24 protein-coding genes are annotated in these 24849 nt (G+C 71.3%); 18 read left to right on the top strand and 6 right to left on the bottom strand.

What is annotated here, in order from left to right:
• Positions 1-9: 9 nt before the first annotated feature.
• The 3 genes from rpsI (at position 10) to AC5YDV_RS12755 (ending at position 3061) form a co-directional block, all read left to right on the top strand.
• Positions 10-528 carry a 30S ribosomal protein S9 gene (gene rpsI, locus AC5YDV_RS12765; protein ID WP_496183627.1) on the top strand — a complete coding sequence of 173 codons (519 nt, stop codon included), beginning with the start codon at positions 10-12 and terminating at the stop codon, positions 526-528.
• 5 nt (positions 529-533) lie between these two features.
• Entirely contained in the window at positions 534-1886 is a 1353-nt protein-coding gene (gene glmM, locus AC5YDV_RS12760) for a phosphoglucosamine mutase (protein WP_496183626.1), read from the top strand.
• Positions 1887-2080: 194 nt separating this feature from the next.
• Positions 2081-3061, top strand: coding sequence for a hypothetical protein (locus AC5YDV_RS12755; protein ID WP_496183625.1), 981 nt, complete (start codon positions 2081-2083; stop codon positions 3059-3061).
• A gap of 148 nt (positions 3062-3209) precedes the next feature.
• On the opposite strand, the gene coaA is transcribed toward AC5YDV_RS12755, so the two are convergent.
• The gene (gene coaA / locus AC5YDV_RS12750) at positions 3210-4196 is read right to left on the bottom strand and encodes a type I pantothenate kinase (protein WP_496183694.1); all 987 of its coding nucleotides are present in this window, start codon (positions 4194-4196) and stop codon (positions 3210-3212) included.
• A 4-nt stretch (positions 4197-4200) separates the two neighbouring features.
• Between coaA and glmS the strand changes: the two genes are divergently transcribed.
• Together glmS and AC5YDV_RS12740 are read left to right on the top strand one after the other, a co-directional pair.
• Positions 4201-6045, top strand: coding sequence for a glutamine--fructose-6-phosphate transaminase (isomerizing) (gene glmS, locus AC5YDV_RS12745; protein ID WP_496183624.1), 1845 nt, complete (start codon positions 4201-4203; stop codon positions 6043-6045).
• Positions 6046-6049: 4 nt separating this feature from the next.
• Positions 6050-6397 (top strand): holo-ACP synthase, encoded by a 348-nt coding sequence (locus AC5YDV_RS12740; protein ID WP_496183623.1) that lies wholly within the window; start codon positions 6050-6052, stop codon positions 6395-6397.
• Here the strand turns inward: AC5YDV_RS12740 and AC5YDV_RS12735 are convergent.
• On the bottom strand, positions 6394-7569 hold the full coding sequence (locus AC5YDV_RS12735; RefSeq protein WP_496183622.1) for a glycosyltransferase family 4 protein: 1176 nt from the start codon (positions 7567-7569) through the stop codon (positions 6394-6396). The two genes, AC5YDV_RS12740 and AC5YDV_RS12735, sit on opposite strands and share 4 nt — an antisense overlap.
• A 155-nt stretch (positions 7570-7724) precedes the next feature.
• Between AC5YDV_RS12735 and tsaE the strand changes: the two genes are divergently transcribed.
• Genes tsaE through AC5YDV_RS12700 form a run of 7 tightly spaced genes read left to right on the top strand, consistent with a single transcriptional unit; the run spans position 7725 to position 14084 of the window.
• Positions 7725-8744, top strand: coding sequence for a tRNA (adenosine(37)-N6)-threonylcarbamoyltransferase complex ATPase subunit type 1 TsaE (gene tsaE, locus AC5YDV_RS12730; RefSeq protein WP_496183621.1), 1020 nt, complete (start codon positions 7725-7727; stop codon positions 8742-8744).
• Entirely contained in the window at positions 8741-9385 is a 645-nt protein-coding gene (gene tsaB, locus AC5YDV_RS12725) for a tRNA (adenosine(37)-N6)-threonylcarbamoyltransferase complex dimerization subunit type 1 TsaB (protein WP_496183620.1), read from the top strand. Before tsaE ends, tsaB begins: the two co-directional genes overlap by 4 nt.
• Positions 9382-9828 (top strand): GNAT family N-acetyltransferase, encoded by a 447-nt coding sequence (locus AC5YDV_RS12720; protein WP_496183619.1) that lies wholly within the window; start codon positions 9382-9384, stop codon positions 9826-9828. Before tsaB ends, AC5YDV_RS12720 begins: the two co-directional genes overlap by 4 nt.
• Positions 9825-10868 (top strand): tRNA (adenosine(37)-N6)-threonylcarbamoyltransferase complex transferase subunit TsaD, encoded by a 1044-nt coding sequence (gene tsaD, locus AC5YDV_RS12715; RefSeq protein WP_496183618.1) that lies wholly within the window; start codon positions 9825-9827, stop codon positions 10866-10868. The genes AC5YDV_RS12720 and tsaD overlap by 4 nt, the downstream gene beginning before the upstream one ends.
• A gap of 6 nt (positions 10869-10874) precedes the next feature.
• Positions 10875-11843, top strand: a complete 969-nt coding sequence (locus AC5YDV_RS12710; protein ID WP_496183617.1) for a DMT family transporter — start codon at positions 10875-10877, stop codon at positions 11841-11843.
• Positions 11843-12340 carry an NUDIX hydrolase gene (locus tag AC5YDV_RS12705; RefSeq protein WP_496183616.1) on the top strand — a complete coding sequence of 166 codons (498 nt, stop codon included), beginning with the start codon at positions 11843-11845 and terminating at the stop codon, positions 12338-12340. Before AC5YDV_RS12710 ends, AC5YDV_RS12705 begins: the two co-directional genes overlap by 1 nt.
• 28 nt (positions 12341-12368) lie before the next feature.
• Positions 12369-14084, top strand: coding sequence for an NAD-dependent malic enzyme (locus tag AC5YDV_RS12700; RefSeq protein WP_496183615.1), 1716 nt, complete (start codon positions 12369-12371; stop codon positions 14082-14084).
• Here the strand turns inward: AC5YDV_RS12700 and pdxR are convergent.
• Positions 14074-15495: a MocR-like pyridoxine biosynthesis transcription factor PdxR gene (gene pdxR, locus AC5YDV_RS12695; protein ID WP_496183614.1), complete on the bottom strand. Its 1422-nt coding sequence runs from the start codon at positions 15493-15495 to the stop codon at positions 14074-14076. The two genes, AC5YDV_RS12700 and pdxR, sit on opposite strands and share 11 nt — an antisense overlap.
• A gap of 94 nt (positions 15496-15589) precedes the next feature.
• Between pdxR and pdxS the strand changes: the two genes are divergently transcribed.
• Positions 15590-16498 (top strand): pyridoxal 5'-phosphate synthase lyase subunit PdxS, encoded by a 909-nt coding sequence (pdxS, locus tag AC5YDV_RS12690; protein WP_496183613.1) that lies wholly within the window; start codon positions 15590-15592, stop codon positions 16496-16498.
• Entirely contained in the window at positions 16495-17115 is a 621-nt protein-coding gene (pdxT, locus tag AC5YDV_RS12685; protein ID WP_496183612.1) for a pyridoxal 5'-phosphate synthase glutaminase subunit PdxT, read from the top strand. The genes pdxS and pdxT overlap by 4 nt, the downstream gene beginning before the upstream one ends.
• Here the strand turns inward: pdxT and AC5YDV_RS12680 are convergent.
• Positions 17084-19909, bottom strand: coding sequence for an aconitate hydratase (locus AC5YDV_RS12680; RefSeq protein WP_496183611.1), 2826 nt, complete (start codon positions 19907-19909; stop codon positions 17084-17086). The genes pdxT and AC5YDV_RS12680 overlap by 32 nt on opposite strands.
• 120 nt (positions 19910-20029) lie before the next feature.
• Entirely contained in the window at positions 20030-21046 is a 1017-nt protein-coding gene (gene galE, locus AC5YDV_RS12675) for a UDP-glucose 4-epimerase GalE (RefSeq protein WP_496183610.1), read from the bottom strand.
• Between the two features lie 87 nt (positions 21047-21133).
• Here galE and AC5YDV_RS12670 point away from each other — a divergent pair, with 87 nt between their 5' ends.
• From AC5YDV_RS12670 to AC5YDV_RS12660, 3 genes are read left to right on the top strand one after another with little or no spacing between them, the layout of a single operon-like run.
• Positions 21134-21481 (top strand): hypothetical protein, encoded by a 348-nt coding sequence (locus AC5YDV_RS12670; protein ID WP_496183609.1) that lies wholly within the window; start codon positions 21134-21136, stop codon positions 21479-21481.
• Complete coding sequence (locus AC5YDV_RS12665) at positions 21478-21867, top strand: PNPOx family protein (RefSeq protein WP_496183608.1); 390 nt, start codon at positions 21478-21480, stop codon at positions 21865-21867. Before AC5YDV_RS12670 ends, AC5YDV_RS12665 begins: the two co-directional genes overlap by 4 nt.
• A gap of 3 nt (positions 21868-21870) precedes the next feature.
• Positions 21871-23022, top strand: a complete 1152-nt coding sequence (locus AC5YDV_RS12660; RefSeq protein ID WP_496183607.1) for a class I SAM-dependent methyltransferase — start codon at positions 21871-21873, stop codon at positions 23020-23022.
• Positions 23023-23026: 4 nt separating this feature from the next.
• Here AC5YDV_RS12660 and AC5YDV_RS12655 read toward each other — a convergent pair whose 3' ends face one another.
• A complete protein-coding gene (locus AC5YDV_RS12655; protein ID WP_496183606.1) occupies positions 23027-23290 on the bottom strand; it encodes an HNH endonuclease in 264 nt (87 codons plus the stop codon).
• Positions 23291-23423: 133 nt separating this feature from the next.
• Between AC5YDV_RS12655 and AC5YDV_RS12650 the strand changes: the two genes are divergently transcribed.
• Positions 23424-24668, top strand: coding sequence for an IS4 family transposase (locus tag AC5YDV_RS12650; RefSeq protein WP_496182899.1), 1245 nt, complete (start codon positions 23424-23426; stop codon positions 24666-24668).
• Positions 24669-24849 lie beyond the last annotated feature (181 nt).

Raw genomic sequence — 24849 nt, 5'->3', positions numbered from 1 at the left:
GGAACCATCGTGACCGACACCACCACTGAAGACGTCCTCGCCGACGAGATCACTCCCTTTGAGGAGGGTGACCGCGAGATCGCGTACCGCGCGGAGGCCACCCCGTCCAGCGCGACCCCGGGCTCCCGTCCCGCCGTCGTCGCACCCGGCGCTGCCACCGGCCGCCGCAAGGAGGCCATCGCCCGTGCGCGCCTCGTCCCCGGCACCGGCCAGTTCAAGATCAACGGCCGCACGCTGGAGGAGTACTTCCCCAACAAGCTGCACCAGCAGACCATCAACGAGCCGTTCGTGACCGCGGCCGTCGAGGGCTCGTACGACGTGATCGCGAAGATCATCGGCGGCGGCGTGACCGGCCAGGCCGGTGCCCTGCGCCTCGCGATCGCGCGCGCGCTCAACGCCATCGACGTCGAGGCCTCGCGCCCGGCGCTCAAGAAGGCCGGTCTGCTCTCCCGTGACGCTCGCGTCAAGGAGCGCAAGAAGGCTGGTCTCAAGAAGGCCCGCAAGGCGCCTCAGTACAGCAAGCGTTGATCGTCGTGCCACGGCTCTTCGGTACCGATGGGGTCCGGGGCAAGGCGAATGTGGACCTCACCGCGGAGCTCGCTCTCGAGCTCTCGGTGGCGGCCGCGCACGTCCTCGGCGAGTCCGGGGCCTTCGAGGGTCACCGTCCGGTGGCCCTCGTTGCGCGTGATCCCCGTGCCTCCGGCGAATTCCTCGAGTCGGCCGTCGTGGCCGGTCTCGCCTCGGCGGGAGTCGACGTCATCCGCGTCGGCGTCGTGCCGACCCCCGGCGCGGCCTTCCTGGTCAACCACCTGGACGCCGACCTCGGGGTCATGCTCTCGGCCTCGCACAACCCCATGCCCGACAACGGCATCAAGTTCTTCGCCCGCGGCGGCGTCAAGCTCGATGACACCCTCGAGGACGTGATCGAGGCTCGCCTGGGCCAGGAGTGGGAGCGGCCGACCGGCGATCGCGTCGGGCGGGTGTACGACCGTCCCGAACTCGTCGAGGCCTACGTGGCCCACCTGGTGAGCTCGCTCGGCGACGAGGGTTCGCTGCACGGTCTCAAGGTGGTGCTCGACTGCGCGAACGGTGCCGCCTTCATGACGGGTCCCGCGGCCTTCGCGGCGCAGGGCGCCGAGGTCGTCGCGATCAACGCCGAGCCGTCGGGCACCAACATCAACGAGAACGCCGGTTCGACGCACATGGAGGGTCTCCGCGCCGCGGTCGTCCACCACGGCGCCGACCTCGGCTTCGCGTTCGACGGGGACGCCGATCGCTGCCTCTCGGTTGATGCCGCGGGCAACGTCGTCGACGGCGACCAGATCCTCGCGATCCTGGCGTTGGCGCTCAAGGAGTCGGGCGCCCTGCACTCCGACACCGTGGTGGCCACGGTCATGAGCAACCTGGGCTTCGTCCAAGCCATGACCGCGAACGGGATCCGGGTGGACCAGACCAAGGTGGGCGACCGCTACGTGCTGGAATCCATGAACGCCAACGGCTTCACCCTCGGCGGCGAGCAGTCCGGCCACGTGATCATGAGCGAGTTCGCGACCACCGGCGACGGCGTCCTGACGGCCCTGCACGTGGCCGCGCAGGTCGTGTCGTCGGGACGCACGCTCGCCGACCTCGGCTCGGTCATGACCCGCCTGCCGCAGGTCATGATCAACGTCAAGAACGTCAACAAGGCCCGCGCCGGCATCGACCCCGAGGTCAACTCGGCCGTGACCGCGGCGAGCCGCGAACTGGGTGCCGGCGGTCGCGTCCTGCTGCGTCCGTCCGGCACGGAGCCCGTCGTCCGGGTCATGGTCGAGGCGGAGACCACCGAGCGCGCCACCGAGGTGGCCGAGGGTCTGGCCGCGGTCGTGCGGGAGCGCTTGGCGCTCTGATCGGCATCGTGGGGGTGGTCGTCCTTCCTTGGGTGACCGCCCCTTGTTGACCTCCCGAGTTGCCGCCGGGGCACGAGTCTTGGTGGTCAAGGATTTCGGTCACCTGATCGAGGGCGTGTGGAGAATCACGCCGATCCTGTGGACGCCTTGCTCGGGGTGCTCGATCTCGCATCCGAGCGCCCATCGTCCGCGGCATGACACCAACGCCCCGCGCCCTCCGGGCCCGCGCAGCCCAACGCGAACGACAACGCCGGCTGAGCATCGGAGCCGACCTCGCCGCTCCGCATGACGGCGTCACCACCCTCGCGGCGCTGTTGGACGCCGGCCTGACCCGCGGGCAGGTCCAGACCCACGTCGAGCACGGGGCCTGGCACAGGGTCGGCCACCACACCGTGAGCGTGCTGGGACCCGACGTCGACGGACGCGCCGCATGGTGGCGGGCCCTGTGGGAGTCCGGGAGCGGCGCGGTCCTCGACGGTGCCGTGGCCCTCGTCGCGGCCGGTCTCAAGGGCTGGGAGCCGCGCTCCATCGATGTCACCGTCCCCAACCGGGCGAAGGTGCGGGCCATCGAGGGAGTCCGCCACCATCGCCTGCGCGAGCGTGCACCGACCACCGGCGGGGCTCTGCGGCGCACCCGTCCGGAGGTGGCCGCGATCCGGGCGGCCCAGTGGGCGGTCTCGGACGCCGAGGCCGCGACGATCCTGGCGATGACGGTGCAGCAGCGCCTGTGCACCGCCGCGGCGATGCTGGCGCGCTGGCAGGCGGTGGGCAGGTCCAACCGGAGGGCGCTCCTGGACGCGGTCATTCAGGACCTGTGCAACGGTGCCCACTCACTGGGGGAGCTGGACTTCGCCCGGCTCTGCCGGGAACGTGGCCTCCCTGAACCTTCGCGGCAGGTCCTGCGCACCGGGGACAAGGGCGCGGTGTACCTCGACGCCCTCTGGGAGGCCGAGGGCGTCCGGGTGGAGATCCAGGGGGCGCACCACGAGGACGGGCTGGCACCGGTCCGGGACGCGCTGCGGGCCAACGACCTCGCTATCGCCGGGGTCGCCGGCATCGCGCTGGAGATCCCGGTGCTGGGGCTGCGGGTGGATCCGGAGGGGTTCATGCGCCAGGTCGAGCGGGCCCTGGCCGAGGGGAGGCGCCGCCTCCGGTCGGAGCACCCGGGGCGGTGACGCCAATGGCTCATACCGGAGACGACCGGCACTCCTCGACCACCCGAACTCGCGCCCCGGCGCGAAGAAGGGCGGTCGAAGGCTCACCCCCGGGCCCTGGCCGACCCGGTGGACTGGCGGGGGGCCCGGCTGGGCATCACCGGCTGACTCACACCTTGCGGATGCGGATCCACTCGATGTCGTGGGACCTGTCTTTCCGCAGGATGACGGTCGCCCGTCCCCGCGTGGGGAGGATGTTCTGGACGAGGTTGGGGCCGTTGATGGTGTCCCAGATGCCCTCGGCGTAGGCGCGGGCGGTGTCGGCGTCCATGTTGACGAAGCGGGCGAAGTAGGAGCGCGGATCCCGGAAGGCGCTCTCGCGCAGGCCCATGAAGCGTTCCAGGTACCAGGAGCGCAGGTCCTCCTCGTCGGCGTCCACGTAGACGGAGAAGTCGAAGAAGTCACTGACCGCCAGCGATGACTGGCCGGACTTGCGCCGCCGCGCCGGCTGGAGGACGTTGAGGCCCTCGACGATGAGGATGTCGGGGGAGTTCACCGTGATGAACTCGTCCGGCACGATGTCGTAGACGAGGTGGCTGTACAGCGGTGCGTGCACCTCGGGGACGCCAGACTTCACGTCCATCACGAACCCGAGCAGGGCGCCGCGGTCGTAGCTCTCGGGGAAGCCCTTGCGCTCCATGATGCCGCGGCGCTGGAGTTCCGCGTTGGGCAGAAGGAAGCCGTCGGTGGTCACCAGGTCGACGCGCGGGTGTCCGGGGAGCTGGGACAGCAACTCGACCAGCAGGCGCGACGTCGTCGACTTGCCCACGGCCACGGAGCCGGCCACCCCGATCACGAAGGGGGTCTTCCGTTCCGAGAGGCCGAGGTAGGCGTGCGTGTTGCGGTAGAGCAGGCCGGTCTGGGCCACGTAGAGCGCCACGAGTTCCGTCAGCGGGACATAGACGTCGCGCACTTGGGCCATGTCGATGGTGTCGAGCCGCGACCTGATCCGTCGCAACTTCTCCTCGGTCAGGTGGACGGGCATCTGCTCGGCCAGCTCGGCCCACTTCCTCCGGTCGGCGAGGATGTACGGACCGAACTCGTCGACGCCGCCCAACGGGCTTTCGGCCGACGGTTGGGTGGGCGCTACGCTGATTCCCATGTGCGGAATTATCGGCTATGTCGGCCCCCAAGGTGCGCAGAAGGTCCTCGTGGACGCCCTGCGGCGCATGGAGTACCGAGGCTATGACTCGGCCGGCATCGCGCTGGTCGGGCCCGACGGGATCTCCTCGGCCAAGAAGGCCGGCAAGCTCGTCAACCTCGAGAACGGACTCCAGGCGAACCCGATCGAGGACGCGCACCTCGGCATCGGGCACACCCGTTGGGCCACGCACGGCGCCCCGTCGGACGCCAACGCTCACCCGCACCTGTCCGCCAACGGCCGTGTGGCGCTGATCCACAACGGCATCATCGAGAACTTCGCGTCGCTGAGGGACGAGCTGGTCGCCGAGGGCATCGAGTTCTCCTCCGAGACCGACAGCGAGGTCGCCGCCCAGTTGCTCGGCCGCGAGGTCGAGGCCGGCCATGGCCTGGCTGACGCGCTGCGCCTCGTCTCGCGTCGGTTGGAGGGTGCGTTCACCCTCGTCGCCGTCGACAGCGCCGAGCCCGGCACCTTGGTGGCCTCCCGCCGCAACAGCCCGCTCGTCGTGGGCGTCGGCGACGGTGAGATGTTCGTCGCCTCCGACGTGGCCGCCTTCATCGAGCACACGCGCGAGGCCGTCGAGATGGGCCAGGACGAGGTCGTCGAGGTGACGGCCGACGGCTACCGGGTCACCGACTTCGACGGCAACGCGACCGAGGGCCGGCCCTACCACGTCGACTGGGACCTCTCGGCCGCCGAGAAGGGCGGCTTCGACTGGTTCATGCGCAAGGAGATCCACGAGCAGCCGCAGGCCGTGGCGGACACGCTCCTGGGCCGCTTCGACTCCGAGCGGCACCTGACGCTGGACGAGGTCCGCATCAGTGAGGCCGAGCTCCGCACGATCGACAAGATCGTCATCGTGGCCTGTGGCACCGCGTTCTACGCCGGCCTGGTCGCCAAGTACGCGATCGAGCACTGGACGCGCATCCCGTGCGAGGTCGAGATCGCCTCGGAGTTCCGCTACCGCGACCCGATCATCACCGGCCGCACCCTGGTCGTCACCATCTCGCAGTCCGGTGAGACCGCCGACACGCTGATGGCCGTCCGCCACGCCCGCGAGCAGGGTGCCAAGGTCATCGCGATCTGCAACACCAACGGCTCCACCATCCCGCGCGAGTCGGACGCCGTCCTGTACACCCACGCCGGTCCCGAGATCGGCGTCGCCTCGACGAAGGGCTTCCTGACCCAGGTCGCCGCCTGCTACCTGCTGGGCCTCTACCTGGCCCAGGTGCGCGGAACCAAGTACGGCGACGAGATCGCCGCCATCATGCGGGAGCTGGAGTCGATGCCCGCCAAGATCCAGCGGGTCCTGGACGCCCAGCAGCAGGTCCTCGACCTGGCCGCCGACCTGAAGGACGCCCGCACCGTGTTGTTCCTCGGACGGCACGTCGGCTACCCGGTGGCCCTCGAGGGCGCGCTGAAGCTCAAGGAGATCGCCTACCTGCACGCCGAGGGCTTCCCGGCCGGCGAGCTCAAGCACGGCCCGATCGCGCTCGTCGAGCAGGACCTGCCCGTGTTCGTCATCGTGCCCCCCCAGGGTCGCGACCAACTGCACGACAAGGTCATCTCCAACATCCAGGAGGTGCGCGCCCGGGGCGCCCGGACCATCGTCCTCGTGGAGGAGGGCGACACCGAGGTGGAGCCCTACGCCGACGTCCTGATCACGCTTCCCCAGGCGTCCACGCTGCTGCAGCCGCTCCTGGCGACGGTTCCGCTCCAGCTGTTCGCCTGTGAACTCGCGACGCTGCTCGGCCACGACGCCGACCAGCCGCGCAACCTGGCCAAGTCCGTCACCGTCGAGTGACGCGGTGATCATCGGGATCGGTGTCGACGTCTGCTCGGTCCAACGCATCGCCGACGCGTGCGGGCGGCCGGGCTTCACCGACCGCGTGTTCACCCTCGCCGAGCAGAAGGGGTCCGACCAGACGCTGGCCGGACGCTTCGCGGCCAAGGAGGCCCTCGCCAAGGCGCTGGGCGCACCCGGGGGCCTGCGGTGGGACGACTGCGAGGTCCTGTCGGACGAGACCGGACGTCCCTCGTTGGTCGTCACCGGCACGGTGGCGACGCGGCTCGAGGAACTCGGCGTCTCGCGCACCCATGTGTCGATCAGCCACGACGCCGGCGTCGCCGTGGCGATGGTGGTCTGCGAGGGCTAGACGCGCAGCCTGCGCCCCGTCCGCCGGACGTGGGCCATCTGGCGCTCCGTGTGGAGCTGTTCGCGCTTCAGGGCGATCGCGTGGTCGTAGTGGCCCATGAGCTGGGTGCAGATGCCGTCCCAGGTGCGGGGGGCGGTCGCCTCGCGGGCCGCGCGGCCCATCGCGACGCGCTTGGCGTCGTCGCCCACCAGGTCGCGGACGTGGTCCCGCAGGCCCAGGAGGTCGCCCGGCTCGTACAGCCAGCCCGTGCGCGAGGGGTCGACCAGGTCGATGGGACCACCGGACGCCGGGGCCACCACGGGCAGCCCGGACGCCATGGCCTCCTGGATGGTCTGCCCGAAGGTCTCCAGCTCACCGGGGGTCACGAAGACGTCGAAGCTGGCCAGCGTGCGGGCCAGTTCCTCGCCCTTGAGCTTGCCGGTGAAGACGGCGTCCGGCAGTCGCCGCTGGAGTGCGTCGCGGGAGGGACCCTCGCCGATGATCACGACGCGGGTGTCGGGCAGGCCCGCGAGGACGTGCAGGTCCTCCACCTGCTTCTCGGGGGCGAGGCGTCCGAGGTAGCCGACGACCCGCTCGCCGTGGGGCGCCCAGGCCGAGCGCAGCTCGTCCGAGCGCTTGGCCGGGTGGAACAGCTCGGCGTCCACACCGCGGCCCCAGACGTGCAGGTCGGAGACCCCGAGGGCGTCGAGCTGGGCCCTGCTGGCCGAACTCGGCACGAGGTTCAGGGTGGCGGCCTGGTGCGTCCAGCGGACGCGCTGCCACAGGTACGCCTCGAGGGCGGGGATGCCGTAGCGCCTGGCGTAGCTGGGGACGTCCGTCTGGAACACGCCCACGCTCGGGATGCCGAGGCGCCGCGCGGCCAGCGCGCCGCGGTAACCGACGTTGATCGGCGAGGCCAGGTGCACGACGTCGGGGTTGAAGTCGGACAGCGTCCACTCCAGGGAGATCTGCGGTGTCGTGCACACCCGCACCTGCATGAAGCCGGGGAACCCCAGCGACCCCATGTGCACCACGGGGGCGCCGCGGTAGGAGGTCGGGGCGCCGGGGGCCTCGGGGGCCAGCAGCAGGACCTCGTGCCCGTGGTCGATCAGGTGGTCCAACACCTTCAGGACGGAGTTGACCACGCCATTGACCTCGGGGAGGAAGGACTCGGTGATGATCGCCACTCGCACGTTGACAGAACACCGTGTCAACGTGCACGCATTCCCCGAGTTGCATGACATGTCGGTGAACGCAGGGTTACCCTTCGGGCGCGAGGTTCGTTGAGGGCGGGCGCCGGGCTAGAATGGGTCGGATTTTGCCCGCTCTCCCACCACTGAAGGTTCCCATGTCAGACGACGCCGCCCTTGAGCTCGCCGCGGCCGTGCTCCCCGACGGCCGCGCGCTCACCGTGCGCCTGGCCGACCTGTCGGACGTCGAGGTCGCGCTCGAGCTCATGCATGCCGCGTTCCGGGCGCGCCCGGTGCTGGGGAAGCCGGCGGAGGCACTCCAGGACGACGTGGCCTCGGTCCGCGCCCGCATCACGCACGGCACCGGGTACCTCGCCTTCATCGAGGAGGTGCCCGTCGGGCTGGTGATGGCCGCCCGCCAGCACGGCGCGATGCGGCTGGGCCGGGTGGGGGTCCTCCCCGAGTACCGCGAGCAGGGGGTGGCGGGCTTCCTCGTCCAGGTGGTGCTGGAGCACCTCGCGTCCGTCGGTGAGGAGCACGTGCACCTGCTGGCGCGCAAGGAGTTCCCGCAGATCCAGGCGTGGTGGGCCAAGCAGGGGTTCGCGCCCGACGACGAGGAGGGCAACTGCATCGTCATGACGCGGTCGCTGCCGGTCGCCGTCGAGGTGCCCGACGCGGACGCCATGCGCGCGCTGGGGGAGCGGCTCGCCGGCGTCCTGCGCGCCGGCGACCTCATCATCGCCTCCGGCGACCTGGGTGCCGGCAAGACGACCCTGGCCCAGGGCATCGGCGCCGGGCTGCGCGTGTCCGGTCCGATCCTCTCGCCCACCTTCGTGCTGTCGCGCGTCCACCGCCCGTCGGGGGAGGGCCCCGCCCTCGTCCACGTCGACGCCTACCGCCTCGGTTCCTTCGCCGAACTCGAGGACATCGACCTCGAGGAGTCCCTCGACCGTGCCGTCACCCTCGTCGAGTGGGGTGTCGGCGTCGCGGAGGGCCTCGCGGAGAACCGGCTCCAGATCGACATCCGGCGGGGCATCGACCCCGACGACGACACCCGCTGGGTGTTCCTCACCCCCATCGGGCCGCGCTGGAGTCGCACCCGGCTCGCGGCCGCCGCGCTCCCGTCGACCGCCTCGGCGGGAGGGACGGAGCCCCAAGAATCGAGGGAGACCCCATGACCACCACGCTCGCCCTGGACACCTCGACCGTCGTAGCAGCCGGCGTCGCCGTGGATGGCCGCATCATCGCGTCCGCGCGCGTGGACGACACCCGCGCGCACGCCGAGGAGCTGATGCCCCTCGTGCAGCGCGTGGTCGCCGAGGCCGGCACCACGCTCGCGGACGTCGACCGCATCGTCGCCGGGGTCGGCCCCGGCCCCTTCACCGGCCTGCGGGTCGGTGTCGTCACCGCGCTGACCCTCGGCGAGGTGCTGGGCGTCCCCGTCTCCGGCGCCTGCTCGCTGGACGCCGTGGCCGCGGCCTGGGCGGCCGACGGTGCGCCCGAGGAGTTCCTCGTCGTGTCGGACGCGCGCCGCAAGGAGGTGTTCTGGGCCCGCTACGACGGGGGCGGCCACCGCCTGGCCGGACCGGAGGTCTCAGCGCCCGACACCCTTCCGGCCCTTCCGCTGGCCGGACCGGGCGCGCACCTGGTCGGGCCGGCCTCCGGCCCCGTCCACCTGGACGCCGGCTGGCTCGCTGCCGCGGACCTGGTCGACGCGGGGCTGGAGCCGCTGTACCTGCGGCGTCCGGACGCCGAGGTGCCCACCCGGGTGAAGTCGGCCCTGCCCCAACCGAAGCTCGCCCTGCGACGGGCCCGGTGACGATCACCCTGGCCCGTCGCCACGACCTGGCCCAGATCGTGGCGCTGGAGGAGCAGTTCACCGAGGCGCGGTGGAGCGCCCAGTCGTGGGCCGACGAGTTGGTCGCCGACCGCGGCCTCACGCTCGTGGCCAAGGACGCCTGGGGCCGCCTCCTGGGCGTGGCCACGCTGAGCTGCGTCGAGGACGTCGCGGACCTGAACCGTGTCGTGGTCGACCCCCGCAACCGTCGTTCCGGGATCGCCCGGCGCCTGCTCGCCGCCGGCTTCGAGTGGGCCGGGCAGGTGGGGGCGGAGCGCGTCCTGCTGGAGGTCGAGGCGGACAACGTCCCGGCCGTGACCCTGTACGAGTCGTTGGGCTTCGCGGTGCTGGCGCGCCGCGCGAACTACTACGGCGCCGGGCTGGACGCCCTGGTCATGGCGCTGCCCCTGGAGGGTGAATCATGAGCGAACCGCTGGTCATCGGCATCGAGTCGAGCTGCGACGAGACGGGCGTGGCGATCGTCCGCGGCCACGAACTGCTGGCCAACGAGGTCGCCAGTTCCGTCGAGCAGCACGTCCGCTTCGGCGGGGTCGTCCCCGAGGTGGCGTCCCGCGCGCACCTGCAGGCGATGGTCCCGACGCTGCAGCGGGCGATGGCCGCCGCCGACGTGGACCTGTCCGAGGTGGACGGCGTCTGCGTCACCGCGGGTCCGGGCCTGATGGGCGCGCTGGTCGTCGGGCTGTCCGCGGCCAAGGCGCTGGCCGTCGCGCTCGACAAGCCCCTGTACGGCCTCAACCACCTGGTCGGGCACGTGGCCGTCGACCTGCTGGACCACGGGCCGCTGCCCGAGCGCTTCGGGGCGCTGCTCGTCTCGGGTGGGCACACCTCGCTCCTGGTCGTCGACGACATCACGTCCGCCATCACCGAGGTCGGGTCGACGATCGACGACGCCGCGGGCGAGGCCTACGACAAGGTCGCCCGCCTGCTGGGCATGGGCTACCCGGGGGGTCCGGTCATCGACCGCGCGGCCGCGGACGGCGACCCGAGAGCGATCGCGTTCCCGCGCGGGCTGACCGCGAAGCACGACCTGGAGAAGCACCGCTTCGACTTCTCCTTCTCGGGCCTGAAGACCGCCGTGTCCCGCTGGGTGGAGACCGAGCGCCGCGCCGGGCGTCCGTTCGCGGACGCCGACGTGGCGGCCTCGTTCCAGGAGGCGGTCGCCGACGTGTTGACCGCCAAGGCCATGGACATGTGCGACCACTTCGGGCTCGACACGATCCTGCTGGGCGGCGGCGTGGCGGCGAACTCGCGCCTGCGCGGGCTGCTGGGCGAGCGCGCCGAGGAGCACGGGGTGACGGTGCGGCGTCCGCGCCCGGGCCTGTGCACCGACAACGGGGCGATGATGGCCGCCCTGGGTGCCGAGGTCGTCCGGCGCGGGCACCGGCCCAGCTCGCTGTCGATCAGCGCCGACTCCAGCCTGCCGATCTCGACCGTCCTGGTCTGAGCCGGCATGTCCAAGGAGACGCGCTCCTACCTGCTGCTCCTGCTCTGCTCCATCATCTGGGGCTTCGCGTTCGTGGCCCAGCGCCTGGGGTCGGAGCACCTCGGGGCCTATTCGTTCAACGCCTCCCGCGGGGTCCTCGGCGCGGCGGCCCTGCTCCCCCTGGTGTGGTTCCTGGACCGGCGTGCTCGGCTGAGCCCGTCCGAGGCGCGGCAGGCTTGGCTCCGTGTGGTGAGGCCGGGCGTGTTCATCGGCCTGATGTTCTTCGGCGGGCAGACGCTGCAGCAGCTCGGCGTGGAGCGGACGACGGCGGGCAACGCGGCGTTCGTGACCGGCCTCTACATGGTGCTGGTGCCCATCACGGGCCGGTTCTTCGGCCAGCACACCACGGTGTTCACGGCCGTGGGCATCGTCCTGGCCGTGCCGGGCCTGTTCCTGCTGACCTGGACGGGCACCGGCATCGGCCCCGGCGACCTGCTCGTGCTGGTGGGGACCCTGTTCTGGACGTTCCACATCCTCGGGGTGGGCCGCGTCGCACCGCACGTGGACCCGATCCGACTCTCGGTCGTCCAGTTCCTGGTCATGGCCACTCTGTCGGCGCTCGTGGCCCCCTTCGCCGAGGACGCCCCCTTCGCCGGGCTCCTGCCCGCCCTGGGTGCAGTCCTGTTCGCCGGCCTGCTGTCGACGGGCGTCGGCTTCACGCTGCAGGTCGTAGCGCAGGTGCACGCCCGGGCGTCCATCGCGGCGATGATCATGTCGCTGGAGGCCATGTGGGGCGCTGTGGGCGGGGCGATGTTCCTGGGAGAGCGGCTCACGCCGCAGGGCTTCCTCGGGGCGACGCTCATGATGGCGGGCATCCTGCTCGCCCAGGTGCCGACGCGCGCAGAACGGGCCAGCGAGACAGCGCTCGCAGCGTCCGGCCGCCCGAGTGCGGTGCCGGTGCCCGAGCCGCCCTCCACGGCCCTGCGGGGCGACTGATGTTCACCCCCGTGATCGGCACGCTGGCCTACGTGCTGCGCGGCGACGACGTCCTGCTGGTCCACCGGACGTTCCGCGACGACGACGCCCACCTCGGCAAGTTCAACGGACTCGGCGGCAAGCTCGAACCCGGCGAGGACGTCGTGGCCTGCATCCGCCGCGAACTGCGCGAGGAGGCCGACATCGAGGCCACCTCGGTGCGCCTGCGCGGCACGATCAGCTGGCCCGGCTTCGGCGCGGGTGGCGTGGACTGGTTCGGCTTCGTCTTCGTCGTGGACGCCTTCACCGGCGAGCCGCCCGCCTCGAACGCGGAGGGCACCCTGCACTGGGTGCCCCGCGCCCGACTCCTGTCGCGGGACCTGCCCCTGTGGGAGGGCGACCACACGTGGCTGCCGCTCGTGTTCGACGAGCGGATCGACCAGTTCCACGGGGTCATGCCCTACCGCGACGGGCGGCCGGCAAGCTGGCAGGTGACCACGATCGGGAACGCTCCCTGAGGTGGTCGCCGGGACTAGGGTGGGCGGCATGGCTGAACGCGCGTATGAGACCCTGCCGGGCAATCACGGTTCTCGCATCAAGGTGAACGTGCGGGGGGCCGACGTCCTGCGGATCCCGCGGCTGAACCGGGGCACGGCCTTCACCCCCGAGGAGCGCGAGCGGCTCGAACTGGTCGGGGTGCTGCCGGCCGGGAGCACACCGCTGGAGGGCCAACTCCACCGCACCTACAAGCGGTTCCTGGCAGCCGGTGACCCGCTGCAGCAGTTCGCCTACCTGCGCGGCCTACGCGACCGCAACACGGTGCTGTTCTACCGGCTCGTGAGCGAGCACCTCGAGGAGATGATGCCGATCATCTACACGCCGACGATCGGCGACGCCATCCAGGAGTTCAGCCTGTGGTTCCAGCGCCTCCACGGCGTGTTCCTCTCGATCGACGCCCCCGAGGCGGTCGAGAAGTCGCTGCGCAGCATCGGCCGGCACGCCGAGGACATCGACATCGTGATCGTCACCGACTCCGAGGGCATCCTCGGCATCGGCGACCAGGGCGTGGGCGGCATCGAGATCTGCCTGGGCAAGAAGAGCCTCTACACCGCGGCGGCGGGCGTCGACCCGAACCGGATGGTGCCGGTGGTCCTCGACGTGGGCACCGACAACCTCCACCTCCTCAACGACGACCTCTACCTGGGGAGGCGCCAGGCCCGCGTCCGCGGCGAGCGCTACGACGAGTTCATCGAGACGTTCGTCCAGGGCGTCCAGAAGGTGTTCCCCAACGCGATGGTGCACTGGGAGGACTTCGGCGCGGACAACGCCCACCGCATCCTTGCGACCTACCGCGACCGCATCTGCACGTTCAACGACGACGTCCAGGGCACCGCGGCGGTCGTCGCCGGGGCGGCGCTGGCTGCGGTCCGCAGCAAGGGGGAGAAGCTCTCCGACCAGCGCGTCGTCATCCACGGCGCCGGAACGGCCGGCATCGGCGTCGCGGACCTGCTGGTCGACCTGATGGTGGCCGAGGGCCTGTCGCCCGTGCAGGCGCGCGAGCGGTTCTGGGCGACCTCCAGCCGAGGGCTCGTGACGGACGCCCCGGGCGCCCGGTTCCGCGACTTCCAGCGTCCCTACGGCCGCCCGTACGGCGAGGTGGAGGACTGGACGCTCGACGAGCCGGGCCGCATCGGCCTCGCGGATGTGGTGCGCAACGTGCACCCGACCCTGTTGATCGGCACCTCGGCGCAGCCGGGGTCGTTCACCCGGGAGATCGTCACCGACATGGCCGCGCACACCGAGCAGCCGGTCATCATGCCGTTGTCGAACCCCACCACGCTCGTCGAGGCCACCCCGACGCAACTGCTGGAATGGACGGACGGACGCGCCCTGATCGCGACCGGGTCGCCGTTCAAGCCGGTGACCCACGAGGGGGTCCAGCACGTCATCGCGCAGGCCAACAACGCCTTCATCTTCCCGGGGCTCGGGCTGGGCGTGTCCGTGTGCCGGGCCACGCGCGTCACCGACGGCATGATCGGCGCGGCCGCCCAAGCGCTGGCCTCGCTGGTGCGCATGACGCGCCCCGGCCAGTCGCTGCTGCCGGCGCTGGACGACCTGCGTCGCGTGTCCGCCACGGTCGCCATCGCGGTGGCCAAGGCCGCCGAGGCGGAGGGGGTGGCCGAGCAGCCGCTGCACGACCCGGTCGCCCAGGTCTTCGACGCCATGTGGCAGCCCGTCTACCCCGAGCTGATCACGGACTGACCCCTCCGGTGCAGGCTGCGGCCAGGACCTCCAGCCCACGGGCGAGGTCGGCGTCCGTGGCCGCACCGAAGCCGAGGACGACGCCCGAGGCGTCCGGTTCGGCGCCGGCCCAGTAGGCCGACAGCCCGGTGACGAGGACGCCCGCCGCGGCGGCGTCCGTCAGCACGTCGGCCTCGGGCCGCTCGGTCTGCACCACGGCGTGGAGGCCGCCGTCCATGGGTGAGACCCGGACGCCGGGGAGCCCGGACAGGGTTTCGGCGACCCAGCGTCGCCGGCGCCGGTACAGGGTGCGCATCCGTTGGGTGTGGCGTCGGAGCTCGCCGGAGGCGAGGTAGCCCGCCAGGGCCCGCTGCGTCACCGCCGACACGGGCTGTCCGAGGTCGGCACGGGTGGCCGCCAGCCGGGGCAGCAGGGGTTCCGGGGCGACGAGGAACCCCGCGCCCAATCCCGGCGTGAGCGTTGTGGCGAAGGTGCCGAGGGTCACGACGCAGCCCTGGAGCGGGTCGTCGAGGGCGGCGAGCGCGGGGAGGGGCTCGGAGGTGTAGCGCAGTTCGGAGTCGTAGTCGTCCTCCACCACCCACACGCCGTGCGCCCGGGCCCACGCGAGCAGGGCCCGGCGACGCCCGACCGGCAGGGAGCCGCCCAGCGGGTGCTGGTGGCTGGGGGTCACCAGCACGACGGGCGGGACGTCGTGGGAGGGCAGGTCGTCGGTGACGAGCCCCTGGTCGTCCACGCGCAGCCCGACGACTTGGGCGCCCAACCGTTCCGGGACGCGACGCAGCGACGGATAACCCGGCACCTCGACACCCACCCGCGGGGGCAGCCCCAGGGCCGTGAGCAGCAGGGCGAGCCCCTCGCGCGCCCCGGCCGTGACCACGACGTGCTCCGGGGAGCGGACCACGCCGCGCATCTGCCGCAGGTGGTCGGCGAGTTGTGCCCGCAGGTCGGGCAGGCCCAGGCCCTGCGCGCCCCGGGCGTCCGGGTGGGCAGCGGCGTCCCGCCACGACCGCCGCCACGCCGGGGTGGCGAGGGAGCCCAACCAGGGTTGCCCCGGCCGCAGGTCGAGCAGCCCGGACGCCGGCGTCTCGCTCCGGGCAGGGGTCGTGGACGCCGAAGGCGGGGAGGGCGTCCGCGGGTGGAGGGCGCCGGCGCCCGGGTCGACCCGGGTGGCACTCCCGGACGCCGCCCGGAGGTAGCCCTCGGCGATCAGTTGCTCGTACGCCACGACGACCGTGCCGCGCGCGACGCCCAGGTGGGCGGCCAGCGCGCGGGTCGAGGGCAGCGTGTCGTGGGGGGCGAGGACGCCTCGGGCCACGAGCGCCCGCAGGCCGTCGGCCACCTGGGTCGGGAGCGGGCGCGTGTCGCCACGGTCGAGGGTGAGGGGCAGGGTCACCTGGGTCGTGGTGCGCACGGCGTCCAGCTTCGCACGACTCCGCAAAGCGGTCCAGTGAAGTGGCCCACTAGTGGATCTTGTTGGGGACCACTCTGCAAGCCACACTCGTCCCATGACTGACACCATCGCGCCCCGTACGGGCACCCACCTCGTCAAGACCGGCCTCGCCGACATGCTCAAGGGTGGCGTCATCATGGACGTCGTCACGCCCGAGCAGGCCCGCATCGCCGAGGACGCCGGCGCCATCGCCGTCATGGCGCTCGAGCGGGTGCCCGCCGACATCCGCGCCCAGGGTGGTGTGGCGCGCATGAGCGACCCCGACCTCGTCACCGCGATCATGGAGACAGTGTCGATCCCGGTCATGGCCAAGGCGCGCATCGGCCACTTCGTCGAGGCGCAGGTGCTGCAGCACCTCGGCGTCGACTACATCGACGAGTCCGAGGTGCTGTCGCCGGCCGACTACGCCCACCACATCGAGAAGCACCGGTTCACCGTCCCGTTCGTGTGCGGCGCGACCAACCTCGGTGAGGCGCTGCGACGCATCAGCGAGGGCGCGGCGATGATCCGCTCGAAGGGGGAGGCCGGCACGGGCGACGTGTCCGAGGCGACGCGCCACATCCGCACGATCCGCAAGGAGATCGCGGTGCTCAGGGCGACGTTGGAGGCGAATCCCGAGGAGCTGCACGTCGCGGCCAAGGAGTTGCAGGCCCCGTATGAGCTGGTGCTCGACGTCGCGAAGCGGGGCGCCCTGCCCGTCGTGCTGTTCGTCGCCGGTGGCGTCGCCACCCCCGCGGACGCCGCGATGATGATGCAGCTCGGCGCCGACGGTGTGTTCGTCGGCTCGGGGATCTTCAAGTCCGGGGACCCGGCTCGCCGCGCCGCCGCCATCGTCAAGGCCACCGCGATGTACTCCGACCCCGAGGTCATCGCCGAGGTCTCCCGCGGGCTCGGCGAGGCGATGGTCGGCATCAACGTGGCCGACCTGCCCGCACCGCACCGCCTCGCCGAGCGCGGCTGGTGACCCCGCCGCGCGTCGGCGTCGTGGCCCTGCAGGGCGGCGTCCGCGAGCACGTCCGACTGCTGGACGCGCTGGGCGCCACCCCCGTCCCCCTGCGGCGTCCGGACGACCTCAGCGGCCCGGACGGCCCGCGGGTGGACGCCGTGGTCCTGCCGGGCGGGGAGTCCTCGGCCATCGACCGGCTGCTGCGCGTGTTCGGCCTGGGGGAGCCGCTGCGGGCGGCGATCGCGGACGGCCTGCCCACCCTGGGGACGTGCGCGGGCCTCATCCTGCTGGCGACCGAGGTGCTCGACCCGGCTCCCGGTCAGAGGTCGCTCGGCGTGCTCGACGTCGCCGTCCGCCGCAACGCGTTCGGCCGGCAACTCGACTCCGCCGAGGTGCACCTCGACACGGCGTGGGGACCGGCCGACGTCGCCTTCGTGCGCGCTCCCGCGGTGGAGCGCGTCGGGCCGGGCGTGGAGGTCATCGCCCGGCACGACGGCCGCGTCGTCGGCGTCCGCCAGGGCCGCATCACGGGCCTGTCGTTCCACCCCGAGCTCACCGGGGAGCCGCTGTTCCACCGGCGGTTGCTGGTGGACGCGTCACGCCTCAGCGTGGGGGGCGGCCGCCGGAACCCGTGAGCCTGCCCCGCAGCACGTACGGCAGGATGCCGCCGTGCCGGTAGTACTCCTGCTCGGTGGCGGTGTCGAGCCGCACCACGGCGGTGAACTCGCGGTCGTCGGCGATCACGGTGACCTGCTTCGGCAGCGGGCCCTCCCCGGCGAGGCCGCGGATCGTGAAGGTCTCCGCACCGGTCAGGCCGAGCGTGCCCGCGTCCTCGCCCTCGGCGAACTGCAGGGGGAGGACCCCCATGCCGATGAGGTTGGACCGGTGGATCCGCTCGTACGACACGGCGAGCACGGCACGGACGCCGAGCAGCAGGGTGCCCTTGGCGGCCCAGTCCCGCGACGAGCCCGAGCCGTACTCCTTGCCGGCGACCACCACCAGGGGAGTGCCCGCCTCCTGGTAGGCCATCGCGGCGTCGAAGATGCTGACCGGGTCGGCTGTTGCCCCGGGCAGGAACACCCGTGTCATGCCGCCGGTCACGTCGACCAGCCGGTTGCGCAGGCGCGTGTTGGCGAACGTGCCGCGGACCATCACCTCGTGGTTGCCGCGCCGTGAGCCGTACGAGTTGAAATCGGCGGGCTGCACGCCGAGCCCCTGCAGGTACCGGCCCGCGGGGGAGTCGGCCCGGATCGAGCCGGCGGGGGAGATGTGGTCCGTCGTCACCGAGTCGCCCAGGAGCGCCAGGACGCGCGCGCCCTCGATGTCCCGCAGCGGAGCGGGCTCCGGGGCCAGGTCGACGAAGTACGGCGGGTTGCGCACGTAGGTGGAGTCGTCGTCCCACGCGAAGCGCTTCCCGTCGGGCACCGGCAGGGCCCGCCAGTTGTCGTCACCCGCGAACACGTCGCTGTAGCCCTGGGTGAACAGGGACGCCTGGAGGTGCCGGCCGACCACGTCGGCCACCTCGGACGCCGTGGGCCACAGGTCGCGCAGGTACACGGGCCGGCCGTCGGGGTCGTTGCCGATGGGGTCGGCGGTGAGGTCGATGTTCATCGTCCCGGCCAGCGCGTACGCCACCACCAGCGGCGGGGAGGCCAGGAAGTTCATCGCGGTCGAGGAGTGGATGCGCCCCTCGAAGTTGCGGTTGCCCGAGAGCACGGCGCACACGGTGAGGTCGTGGTCCGTCACCGCCTTCTCCACGGCCGGGATGAGCGGGCCGGAGTTGCCGATGCAGGTGGTGCACCCGTAGCCGACCAGCTCGAAGCCCAGCTTGTCCAGGGACGGGGTCAGGCCGGACGCCTCCAGGTAGTCGGTGACGATCCGGGATCCGGGCGCCAGCGAGGTCTTCACCCACGGCGGGGTGGTCAGGCCACGCTCGACCGCCTTCTGGGCGACGAGCCCCGCCGCCACCATCACCGACGGGTTGGACGTGTTGGTGCACGAGGTGATCGCCGCGATCACGACGTCGCCGTGGTCGACGTGGGACTCGGTGCCGTCGGCCAGCGTGATGGGGACGGACGCCGACGCCCAGACGACCCGGTCGTCGCCCTCCGCCGTCTCGGGGTGGGGGCGCCCGTGGGGACGCATCGGGACCGGCGCGTTGGCCGGGTCCAGCCCGTCCAGAGCGATGGGATCGCTCGCGGGGAACGAGTGCTCGGAGGCGCGGTCGAGGAAGGTCAGCGGCTGGTCGCCCTCCAACCCCGCCGCGAGGAGCTCGCCCAGTTCGCGTTGGGCGTCGGCCAGCGCGATGCGGTCCTGGGGCCGCTTGGGTCCGGCGATGGACGGGACCACGGTGGAGAGGTCCAGTTCGACCACCTGGGAGTACCGCGCCTCGTGGTCGGGTTCGTGCCACAGCCCCTGTTCCTTGGCGTACGCCTCGACCAGCGCGATCCGCTCGTCGGGGCGTCCGGTCAGGCGCAGGTAGTCGAGCGTGACCCGGTCGATCGGGAAGATCGACACCGTCGAGCCGTACTCGGGGGACATGTTGCCCAGCGTGGCCCGGTCGGCGAGGGGGACGGCTCCGATGCCGGGGCCGAAGAACTCCACGAAGCTGCCGACCACGCCGACGCTGCGCAGCAGTTCGGCAACGGTGAGCACGAGGTCCGTGGCGGTGGTGCCCTCGACGAGCTCGCCGACCAGCTTCACGCCCACCACGCGGGGGACGAGGAGGCTGACCGGCTGTCCGAGCATCGCGGCCTCGGCCTCGATGCCCCCGACGCCCCAGCCCAGGACCCCGAGCCCGTTCACCATCGGGGTGTGGGAGTCGGTGCCGACCAGGGTGTCGGGGTGCGCGATGCGGCGTCCGTCACGCTCGGTGGTGTCGACGACGCGCGCGAGGTACTCCAGGTTCACCTGGTGGCAGATGCCGGTGCCGGGCGGCACCACGCTGAAGCGGTCGAAGGCGGCCTGCCCCCAGCGCAGCAGCTGGTAGCGCTCGCGGTTGCGCTGGTACTCGAATTCCACGTTGCGGGCGAAGGCGTCCGGACGGCCGAAGACGTCGACGATCACCGAGTGGTCGATCACGAGTTCCACCGGGATGTGCGGGTTGATGGACGCCGCGTCCCCACCCAGCTCGGCCATCGCGTCGCGCATGGCGACCAGGTCGACCACGCAGGGGACGCCCGTGAAGTCCTGCAGCAGCACCCGCGACGGGGAGAAGGGGACCTCGGCGCCGTGGACCGCGGTCGGGTCCCAGTCGGCGATGGCGCGGACGGCGTCCGCCTCGGCCCCGGCCTCACCGGCCCCGCGCAGCACGTTCTCGAGCAGGATCTTCAGGCTGAACGGCAGGTGTTCCGCACCGCTGACCCGGTCGAGCCGGACGATGTCGTACGTGGCTCCGGCCACCCTCAGCGTGTCGTTCGTGGTGCTCATGGGCTCACTCCCTCGACGGGGGGCGGCCCACTCGGCCTGCAGGCCGCACTCGGTTCAGGCAGCCTAAGACACTTCAGGCGGATGGACCAGTGGTCGCCCGACGCTCAGGCGAGGGCCCGATCAGGCGTCCGCGTAGCCGTTCGGGTTGGCGGACTGCCAGCGGAAGGTGTCCGCGCAGGCACGCTCGACCGACAACTCGGCTCGCCAGCCGAGCTCCTCGTGGGCCTTCGTCGGGTCCGCGAAGGACGCCGCGACGTCGCCGGGGCGGCGGGCGACGACCTCGTACGGGATCGCGACCCCCGACGCCTTCTCGAAGGCCTTCACGATCGCGAGCACGGACGTCGGGTTGCCGGTGCCGAGGTTCCACACGTGGTACCCGGCCTTGTCCGCCAGGAAGTCGAGGGCGGCCAGGTGGCCCGCGGCGAGGTCGACGACGTGGATGTAGTCGCGCTCGCCCGTCCCGTCCGCCGTGTCGTAGTCGTCGCCGAAGACCATCAGCTTCTCGCGGCGTCCGGACGCCACCTGCGCCACGAAGGGGAGCAGGTTGTTCGGGATGCCCTTCGGATCCTCGCCGATCCGGCCCGACTCGTGGGCGCCGATGGGGTTGAAGTACCGCAGGACACCGACGGCGAGCTCCGGGTCGGCGACCGCGACGTCGGCCAGGATCTGCTCGATCATGTGCTTGGTGCGGCCGTACGGGTTGGTGGCCCCGGTGGGAGCGTCCTCGGTGAACGGCGGCTCGGACTCCTCGCCGTAGACGGTCGCCGAGGACGAGAACACGATGCGGTGGCATCCGTGGTTGGCCATCACCTCCAGCAGCGTGAAGGTGGAGCCCAGGTTCTCGCGGTAGTAGGTCAGCGGGATCTGGGTCGACTCGCCCACCGCCTTCCAGCCCGCGAAGTGGATGACGGCCTCGGGCTCGAACGACGCGAACGCGGCGTCGAGGGCCTCCGCGTCCCGCACGTTCGCCTCCACGAACCGAGCCTCGCGCCCGGTCAGCTCCGCGACGCGACGCAGCGACTCCTCCGAGCTGTTGGAGAGGTCGTCGACGACCAACACCTCGTGGCCGGCCTCCAGCAGGGCCAGCGTCGTGTGGGAGCCGATGTAGCCGGCTCCGCCGGTCACGAGAACGCGCATGAAGAGTCCTTTCCGGGGGTCGCCCCCACGTTAGCCGGTCTCGGGTGCGGGTGAGGCGCCGCGCCGTGCAACGCTACGCTGCTTCACATGAAGCCACTCAAGTGGATCCTGGCCCTCCTGGGCGTCGCAGCCGTCGCTGTCGCCGGCTTCTGGCTGTTCCGCTTCGGCTGGGACATGCAGGAGATCATCGGCGCCGCCCAGCGGTATGACAGCGCCCGGGTGATCGCCAACCCGGTCACCACCACGGCGTCGATCGCGGGCGTCGCGCTCGCAGCGGGCCTGTTGCTCGGCCTCGGCCTGGGCCTGCCCGTCCGCACCTCGGGCCAGATCCGTCGCTCGGCTCTGGACGACGTCAACGCCGGCCGCAGCAAGGCCATCGCCGACAAGGCCGCCGAGCGCACCGCGCTGCCGGAGGGCCCCGAGGACCGGGCATGAGGCTGGCCGACGCCGACCGCATCGTCGTCACCACGTTCGACGCGGCGGGCAACGGCACGGCGTCGTCGGAGTTCGTCGTGGCCCTGGGCGAGGACACCGTCGGCGTCTGGACGCCCCACAGTTCCCCCTGGGTCGAGCGGCTCAGGTTGAGCCCGGTGGTGTCGGTGCAGGCGGCGTCCGCGTCCGGCAAGGCGCTGCGCACCGAGCCCGTCTTCGAGGGACGCGCCGAACTGCGCACCGAGGGGCCCGAGCTCGAGGCGGCGGCCACCCGCACCCGCGAGAAGTACGGGCTGGCGGCTGATGTCGTCCGTGCGGTCGACTGGGCGTGGGAGGTGGGCGGCACGCACACCCCCGACGGGGTCGTCGTCATCCACATCGTGGGCTAGCTCGTGGACCTCACCACCGCGCACTGGCTCACCTCGCCGGATGCCGCCCGGGCCCTCGCCGCGGCCTCGGCGGAGCCCGATCCCGACTCGCTCGGCGCAGCCACGCGCCTGCGCTCCCTCGTCGCACCCGACCAAGCGGCCGCCGTACTGGACCAGGTGGCCCTGCGCCGCCGGGCCGTCGGCAAGTTCGGCCCCCGCGCGGCTGACCTTTTCCTCACCGCCGACACCTTGGAGCAGGCGACGCGCTCCGGCGTCGCCGCCCGCCGCGCGGCCCGGTTCGCCCGCGTCGCCGAGGCCGTCGTCGACCTCGGGTGCGGCATCGGCGCGGACGCCCTGGCCCTGCAGGACGCGGGCCTGACGGTGACCGCCGTCGAGCGCGACCCCGTCACCGCCGTGCTGGCCTCGGCGAACCTCGGGCGTCCGGTCGTGGTGGGGGACGCCGAGCAGGAGTGGCCGGCGCTGGCGTCCGACGGCGTGGCGGTGTTCGCCGACCCGGCCCGGCGCACGGCGTCCGGCCGGACGTGGCGGGTCGAGGACCTCTCCCCGTCGTGGGAGTTCGTGTCGTCCCTGTTGGCGGGGGACCGCCCGGCGTGCGTGAAGCTGGGGCCGGGCGTGCCACACGTCCTCATCGGTGACCACGTGGAGGCCGAGTGGGTCTCCGACGCCGGCACCGTGGTCGAGTGCGCTTTGTGGGCCGGGCCGGGCGCCACGCCCGGACGCCGCAGCGCTGTCGTGGACGGCGCCGAGCTGACCGGCACCCGTCGCGAGGAGGCGGGCGTGGGCCCCATCGCCGAGTACCTGTACGAGCCCGACGGCGCCGTCGTCCGGGCCGGCCTGGTCGATCGGTTCGCCGGGCTCGTCCGCGCCCACCGGGTCGCCGAGGGAATCGCCTACCTGAGCGCGCCGTGGCACATGCCGACCCCGTTCGCGTCCGTCTTCGCCGTCCGTGAGGTGCTGCCCTACGACGAGAAGGTGCTGCGCGCCTGGGTGCGCGACCGGGGGATCGGCACGCTCGAGATCAAGAAGCGCGGCCTCGACGTCGACCCGGCCGAGCTGCGGCGGCGTCTCAAGCCCAAAGGGAAGGCATCGGCGACCCTCGTGCTGACGCCCACCCCCCGCGGGGCCGTGGCGATCGTCTGCGAACGGATGCCCTGACACGTCAAGCCACCAAGCCCGGCGGCGGCCGGTTGCCGGGCAGGGGAGTGCGGAGCCGATCCTGCCGTCGAGGCGGGAGGAACTCGGGGAACCCAGCGTGATCGAGCCGGACCTCCCATCGGTCCGGCGGCGGCCCGTTCCAGAAGCGGGGCGGCTCCACGAGGGCGTGGTGGTGAGGACACAAGGTCACCATGTTTGAGAGCGCGGTCTCGCCGCCGTCCCACCACGGGACGATGTGGTGCAATGCCGTTAAGTTAGCCGCTGGCACTGCTTCGCGGGTGAGTGGTCTTTGAGGATGCTTGCGGCATTTTTCGAGATTTGTTGGTGTGGTCTGCGGAGGTTTGTGCGACTCGCGGGATTATGTTCGTGACGCTCCGGGGTGATTCTTCTAGTGTGGGGCTATGAACGAATCCGTTTCGCGGAAATTCACGGATCATCTTCCTGTGGGCGTGTTGGCGGAGTGTATTCCGCGGGACGAGGTCGAGACGGCAATTGATCTGGCTAATCGGCGGGAGCAACGTTCGCGTCTCCTTCCGGCCCGAGTCGTGGTCTACTACGTGATCGCGTTGGGACTGTTCTTCGGGGAGAGCTATGACGAAGTCATGCGAAGGCTCGTCAACGGTCTGAGATTCATCGGTGGATGGTTATCCAGTTGGCATGTTCCCACGCCCAGTGCAATCACGCAGGCCCGGGCCCGCCTGGGTGAAGAACCCATGAAGTTACTTTTCGAGCGTGTTGCCCAGCCTTTGGCTTCCTCAGCGACGCCGTCGGCGTGGTTCCACGGGCAACGCGTGATGGCTATTGATGGAGTGGTGCTGGACGCTCCTGAGTCGCCGGGCAACGCCGCCACGTTCGGCTATAGCGTGGGAGGACGTGGGGCCAGCGTGTTCCCGCGCGTGCAGGTGGTAGCGGTTGCCGAGTGTGGGACTCACGCCATTACGCACGCGGTGATCGGTGACCTCGGCTCCAGCGAACGGCCGCTGGCTGAGCGGCTGGTCGGCCGGCTAGAGCAAGGAACGCTCCTGCTTGCCGATCGTGGCTTCTACTCGTACAAGATCTGGGAATTGCTGATCGCGGGCAAGGTGGACGCCGCGTTTCGTGTCGCGAGCACCCTGAACCTTCCCCCCATCACCGAATACCCCGACGGATCGTATCTGTCCGTCCTTTTGGCGCCCGCACGTCAAAGCGCAGTGAGGCAATCCTCCCGCGTCCATGGGCGCGATAACAAGCGGGCCGAGCATCAGTGGCTACTCGATAACGGTACCGCTTGCCGGGTCGTCGAATACACAATCGAGGGGTCTTCGGCGACGTACCGCATTATCACCACTCTCTTGGACCACGACCGCTATCCCGCCGATGAAATCGCCGCCCTCTATCACGAACGTTGGGAAATCGAGAACGTCTTTGATGAGATCGAGGTCCACCAGATCGCGCATGGCCGGGTCCTACGGTCTCGCTCACCCGAACTTGTCAAACAAGAGATCTGGGGACTCCTCCTGGCGCACTACGCGATCCGAAAACTTGTGCATAACGCTTCCGACCTCGCCGAGATCGACCCCGACCGATTATCGTTCGTTCGCGCTCTCAGAATCATCCGACGCCACATTTCCAGCGGCGCGGAACTTTCCCCCCTCGATCCTGAATGAAATAGTCGACGAACTCGTAACGCACCCGAATCCTCCCCGACGACACAGGAGCTACCCGCGGGTCGTCAAGCGACACTTCGCCGCCTACCACAACACAAAACGTGCACAACACCGCGGAATAAAGCAGGAACACCTACCACGAATCCACACTCGCCAGCCCCAGCTAACTTAACGGCATTGC

The sequence above is a fragment of the Propioniciclava sp. LT432 genome (assembly GCF_059515965.1).
This window is presented reverse-complemented; position numbering and strand designations above follow the sequence as displayed.